Origin of the sequence: Mesorhizobium sp. M7A.F.Ca.US.007.01.2.1 (assembly GCF_003998165.1) — a bacterium.
Taxonomy (GTDB): Bacteria; Pseudomonadota; Alphaproteobacteria; order Rhizobiales; family Rhizobiaceae; genus Mesorhizobium; species Mesorhizobium ciceri.
In genome coordinates this window covers 1-5,633 of record NZ_RZQP01000320.1, presented here as the reverse complement: position 1 = coordinate 5,633, position 5,633 = coordinate 1, and the positions used below count along the sequence as shown (strand labels likewise).

Here is a 5,633-nt window from a genome sequence, read left to right as displayed (position 1 = left end):
ACCCTCCGGCTCCCCAGGATCCGACAAATCGGCGTCCGGACCTGACGTCGGCGAGGCATGTCCTTCCTGGCTGGGAAGCCAGGACGGGCTATCAGGAAGGCATCGGGCGCACCTTCGATTGGTTCCGTCAGCGAATTGCGGCCGGAACCGTTGCGGCCCCAACGGCCTGACGCGCCCGGCGTCGCGGCCAAAGCTCTTTCCTGGCTGCCCACTTGGTCACCACCGCATCGGGCGCATCGATCGGCGAGCCATGGCCGTATCCGCATAAAGATATTGACTGCATGTTTAGTCATAGTTACTCCTGAGGTCGCGAATTGAGTTGGACAGCCGGCGCCAGCCGGTGAATGGCCACCATGAAGAGGGGAATATCTCGACTGCGATGCGGCTTGCCGTTGCCGGTGCGCCGCGTGCCGCAAATGCGATGTCGACGGCCGTTCTCGTGCCGTCGATCGGCATTGTCGCGGCCATCTTTTCGTCAGCAGGAAACGGACCTGAGGCCGTAACGCCGCCGGTCCCAACAATGGGAGCATACAGCATGAACTGGAAACTGACCGCGACGGCCATCGGCCTGTCGCTGCTGACTGTCACGGGCGTTGCCCATGCCGACGGCGAACTCAACATCTACAATTGGGGCAACTACACCAGTCCCGACCTGATCAAGAAGTTCGAGGAGACCTACAAGGTCAAGGTCACCGTCACCGACTATGATTCCAACGATACCGCCCTGGCCAAGGTCCGGCAGGGCGCCTCCGGCTATGACATCGTCGTGCCCTCGGCGAGCGTCGTGCCGGTCTGGATCAGCGAAGGTCTGCTCTTGGAGACCGATCCCAACAAGATGGAGAACTTCAAGAACGTCGATCCCAGGTGGGTCGATGTTCCATTCGATCCAGGCCGCAAATATACCGTTCCATGGCAGTGGGGAACGACCGGCATTTCGGTGAACAAGTCGGTTTATGCCGGCGACCCCAACACATCGGCGATCTTCCTCGACCCACCCCCCGAACTCGTCGGCAAGATCAATGTCGTACCCGAAATGGGTGACATCATGTTCCTCGCCATCGCTTACGAGGGTGGCAAATATTGCAGCAGCGACATGCAAATGCTGAAGAAAGTGCATGACAAGCTGGTGGAGGCCAAGGCGAAATGGCTTTCGCTCGACTATGCGGCCGTCGATGGCCTGGGCAGGGGCGACATCGCCGCGGGCGTCAACTGGAACGGCATATCGCTGCGCGAGCGGCTTGAGAACGACAAGATCGTCTATGGCTATCCCAAGGAAGGCTATCCGATCTGGATGGACAATGTCGCTGTCCTCAAGGACGCCAAAAACGTCGACAACGCCAAGCTGTTCCAGAATTTCATCATGGATCCGCAGAATGCGGCGCTGATCTCAGCCTTTGCGCGTTATTCGAACGGCATCAAGGGCTCGGAAGCCTTCATGCCCGACGACATGAAGACCGCGCCGGAAGTCAACATTCCCGCCGATTTCGCCGCCAAGGGCCAGTTCATGCAGGCATGCCCGCCCGACGTGCAGGCGCTCTACACGAAGATCTGGACCGATCTGCAGAAATGACCTGACCAGGCTTTCCCGCGCCGCAGCACGCGGCGCGGTCATCTCCGTCCATGCAACGCGATGCGCAGATCGCAGGAGACTTCCCATGACCGATCTCGACCTTTGCTACATGCCGGCCAGCGAGGCGCTGCGGCTGTTCAAGGCAAAGAAGCTTTCGCCCGTCGAACTGATGCAGGCCACCATCCGCCGCGCCGAAGCCACCAAGCCGACGATCAACTGCCTCACCTTCACGCATTTCGACGAGGCGATGGATCTGGCCAGGAAAGCCGAGGCGAAATACGCCAGGGGGGCCCGTACCGGGGCGCTCGAGGGGCTGCCGATCGGCATCAAGGACGAGAGCTACATCAAGGACAAGCCGACCTCGCACGGCTCGCTGCTGTCCCGGGATGCCATCGGTGGCCATACGTCGACGATGAACGAGCGCATCATCAAGGCCGGAGGCATTGTCCATGCCCGCACGGCGACGCCTGAATTCAGCTGCGCCGGCTACACCTGGTCGAAACGCTGGGGCGTGACGCGCAATCCGTGGAACCCGGATTTCACGCCCGGAGGTTCGTCCGGCGGTGCCGCGGCGACGCTGGCGTCCGGCACGTCGTCGATCGCCACCGGCTCGGACATTGCCGGGTCGATCCGAATTCCCGCGTCGGCCTGCGGTCTTGTCGGCTTCAAGCCGCCTTACGGGCGCAATCCGGACGAGCCGCCGTTCAACCTCGATTTCTACTGCCACACCGGACCTTTGGCGCGAAACGTCGGGGATGCGATCCTGCTGCAGAATGTCATGTCCGGACCGAGCCCGCTCGACATCGCCACGCTCCGCCCAAAACTGCGCCTGCCCAGCGACTACAAGCCGATCAAGGGCTGGAAGATTGCTTTCTCGATGGACCTCGGTTCTTTCGAAGTGGACCCCGATGTGCGCAAGAACACGCTTGCCGCCTGCGATGTGTTTCGCTCGCTTGGCGCCACGGTCGAGGAAGTCGATCTGGGCTGGGGCGACGACGTGCTCAAGGCGGGCATGGCCTATCTCGAACATCTGTTCGGCGCCTCGCTGTCGCAACTGCTCAAGGAGCACGGCAAGGACATGACGAGCTATGCCAGGCAGTTCGCCGAGGACGGGCAAAGGTCGAAGGCGACGGACTTTGTCGGAACACTGGAAGTGGCGGCCAGGATGTACCAGACGCTGGGGCCGCTGCTGGAGACCTACGATGTGCTGATCTGCCCGACCAACGCGCTTCCCGCCGTGCCGGCGGAGTTCGATCAGACAACGGGCACGGTCGAGATCAACGGCAAGCAGGTGAACCCGTCGCTTGGCTGGGTGATGACGACGCCGTTCAACATGATGAGCCGCTGTCCGGTTCTATCCGTGCCGTCGGGCCGGGCGGCAAGCGGCGTGCCGACAGGCATCCAGATCGTCGGCCGCACCTATTGCGATGCCGATGTCTTCCGGGCGGCCATGGCCTATGAGACGGCCAAGGGGCAGTGGTACACAAACGCCGAAACGCGCCCGTCGCTATAACAGGGCGATGCGGCCCTTGCCGCGATCGTGGTTGATCTGCGGTTTCGGTTGTGGTGAGCCGACGCCGGACACCTCGAATAGACGAATCCGTGGCGGCGCCGGCGATCGCCGGCAGAAGGTCCGAAAGGAGCTGGACGAAGATGGCGCAACAGAAAGCTGCGGCGGCAAAACGCAAAGGCGCAACGGCGAAGAATGGACGTGCGGCAAACGATGCCGCGCCGCCCAAGGACCGTCGGCGCGAACGCGGCGAAGCCAGCGTGCAGCGGATCATCGACGCCACCATCGAGCTCATCGCGGAGGAGGGGCTGGCAAGCGTCACCATGCAGCGCATCGCCGAACATGTCGGCTCGTCCAATGCCCTGGTCGTCTTCCATTTCCGCAGCAAGGAGAACCTGTTTCGCGCCGTCCTGCAGTATCTCAGCGATCGATATGATGAGCTGTGGGTGACGCTGGTGCGAGCGCCCGGCCTGTCGCCGGTTGAGCGGGCCCTGGGCGCAGTCGATTGCGCGCAACGTTTCGCCCGCCAGCACCCGAAATGGGTTTCGGTCTTTGTCGTGTTCTCCAGCGACCGCAAGAGCATGCAGATCTACAATGAGATCGGCCTGCCGAGCGATCTTGCCTACACCGCCGAAGCGCGCGAGCTGCTGATCGAGATTTCGCGCAGCGGCGGTTATACCGGCGTCGACATAGACACCCTATCGGAGAGCCTGAATTATCTGGTCCACGGCGCCTGGTATTGGGATCATCTCAATCCGTCCAGCCGTGACACCAACGTGCTGCGCAAGACCATGCTGCTTCTGCTGCATCAGGCATTCCCGCGGCATTTCGAATTGATGCGCTAGAGCAATTCCAGGAAAAGTGTGAAACGGTTTTCCGTCCGGAATTGCGCCAAACAAGGAGTTGGAGTGGTTCGCCGTTTCCGTGAAATGGTGAACCGCTCTGACCGCTTTCAGGGCTGCCGCAGATGGCAGCCGGCCTGCCGCTTCTGTTCCAGATACTCGTCGACGAGCTGGCGGTAGCGCACTTTGCCGAAACTCGGGAAATGGCCGCCATGCACGACCGAGACATCGAGGTCGCGCAGGCGCAGCAGTGTCGCCATGTAGTCTGATATGTCCGAGTGGTAGACGTCGTCGATCAGCGGGCCGTCATAGATGATGTCGCCTGATAACAGGATGCCCGTCCTGTTTTCATAGAGCGCGATGCCGCCGGGCGAATGGCCGGGCGTGTGGATCACCTCGAAGGCACGATCGCCGAGATCGACGAAGTCCCCATGCTCGAGCAAACGGCCGGCCGGTGCGGGCGGAATGCCGTAGCGCGCCGTGTCCCAGCCTTGCGGCTGGCAATCGAACATTTCGTCGGTCGCATAGGTGCCGGCTGCCGTCCACTCGTTACGCGGATCGGCGAGTATCCCGGCCTCGGCGGCGTGCACGCAGCGCTCGGGAAATTCGTGGTGGCAGCCTATATGGTCGAAATGCGTGTGGCTGGCGACGCAAATCAGCTTGCGCTCGCTGACCAACGGCACGTAACGCCGGAGGCTGAAATGACCGAGGCCTGTGTCGAAGAGGAGATCGCGATCGCGGCCGCGCACATGCCACATATTGCAGCGGAAGAACGGTTTTATCCAAGGCTCGTGGATCAAGGTCACGCCATCGCTCATGCGGATGGTCTCGTACCAGTCTGGTGCCTCGATGACCGCAAGCGTTGCCATGTTTCAATCCGTCAGAAAGTTCAGTCCGTCAGCAGGATGATCTGGTCGGTATCGCAGGAAATCGCGACCCTGTCGCCCGGCTGGACGGCCGCCGTCGCGGGCAATTTGGCGATGAAGTGGAGCGAAGGGTCCTCGACGGAAACGGCGAGCATGCGCTTGAAGCTGCCCTGGAAAACCACGTCGCTCACCTCGGCTGTGCCAAGCCTGACACCGCCGCGCGCCTCGCCGAGGACAAGATGCTCCGGCCGTATGGCCAGCGCAACGGTAGAGCCGACCGGCAAGGCGCCGGGCAGCGAGACCGGCCCGACCGGCGTCGCGACGGTGCTTGTCCTATCCTTCGCCTCCGTGACCGTGCCGGCGAGGATCGTGCTTTCGCCCATGAAGGTCGCCGAAAAACGCGTCGCCGGCCGTGCGTAGACGCGCTCTGGCGGACCTTCGTCCTCGATGCGCCCGTCATTCATCACCACGCAATGGTCAGCCAGCGCCATCGCCTCTTCCTGGTCGTGCGTGACATGGATAAAGGCGGTGCCGACGCGCTTCTGGATCGCCTTCAATTCATCCTGCATCTGCCGGCGAAGTTTGAGGTCGAGGGCGCCGAGCGGCTCGTCGAGCAAAAGCACCGCCGGCTCGATCACCAGCGCGCGCGCCAGCGCCACGCGCTGCCGCTGGCCGCCGGAAAGCTGATGCGGTTTCTTGTCGAAGGCGGCAGCCAATCCGACCAGCGCCAGCGCCTCGCGCGCCTTTGCCGCGCGTGTCGCGCCGTCGACGCCCTGCATGCGCAGACCGAAGCCGACATTGCTGCCGACGCTCATATGTGGGAACAGCGCATAGTCCTGGAACAC

6 protein-coding genes are annotated in these 5,633 nt (G+C 62.4%); 3 read left to right on the top strand and 3 right to left on the bottom strand.

Annotated elements, in window-relative coordinates; translation table 11 throughout:
• Window positions 1-285 precede the first annotated feature (285 nt).
• Entirely contained in the window at window positions 286-564 is a 279-nt protein-coding gene (locus tag EN949_RS32410; RefSeq protein WP_127366803.1) for a hypothetical protein, read from the bottom strand.
• Here EN949_RS32410 and EN949_RS32405 point away from each other — a divergent pair.
• The 3 genes from EN949_RS32405 (at window position 536) to EN949_RS32395 (ending at window position 3,925) form a co-directional block, all read left to right on the top strand.
• Window positions 536-1,570 carry an extracellular solute-binding protein gene (locus tag EN949_RS32405; RefSeq protein ID WP_013531376.1) on the top strand — a complete coding sequence of 345 codons (1,035 nt, stop codon included), beginning with the start codon at window positions 536-538 and terminating at the stop codon, window positions 1,568-1,570. The two genes, EN949_RS32410 and EN949_RS32405, sit on opposite strands and share 29 nt — an antisense overlap.
• 85 nt (window positions 1,571-1,655) lie before the next feature.
• On the top strand, window positions 1,656-3,083 hold the full coding sequence (locus tag EN949_RS32400) for an amidase (RefSeq protein WP_127366804.1): 1,428 nt from the start codon (window positions 1,656-1,658) through the stop codon (window positions 3,081-3,083).
• Window positions 3,084-3,223: 140 nt separating this feature from the next.
• Window positions 3,224-3,925, top strand: coding sequence for a TetR/AcrR family transcriptional regulator (locus tag EN949_RS32395; protein ID WP_013531378.1), 702 nt, complete (start codon window positions 3,224-3,226; stop codon window positions 3,923-3,925).
• Window positions 3,926-4,032: 107 nt separating this feature from the next.
• Here EN949_RS32395 and EN949_RS32390 read toward each other — a convergent pair whose 3' ends face one another.
• Together EN949_RS32390 and EN949_RS32385 are read right to left on the bottom strand one after the other, a co-directional pair.
• On the bottom strand, window positions 4,033-4,791 hold the full coding sequence (locus EN949_RS32390; RefSeq protein WP_127366805.1) for an MBL fold metallo-hydrolase: 759 nt from the start codon (window positions 4,789-4,791) through the stop codon (window positions 4,033-4,035).
• Window positions 4,792-4,811: 20 nt separating this feature from the next.
• Window positions 4,812-5,633, bottom strand: an 822-nt coding sequence (locus tag EN949_RS32385; protein ID WP_164782610.1) for an ABC transporter ATP-binding protein, incomplete at its 5' end; no start/stop codon positions are given.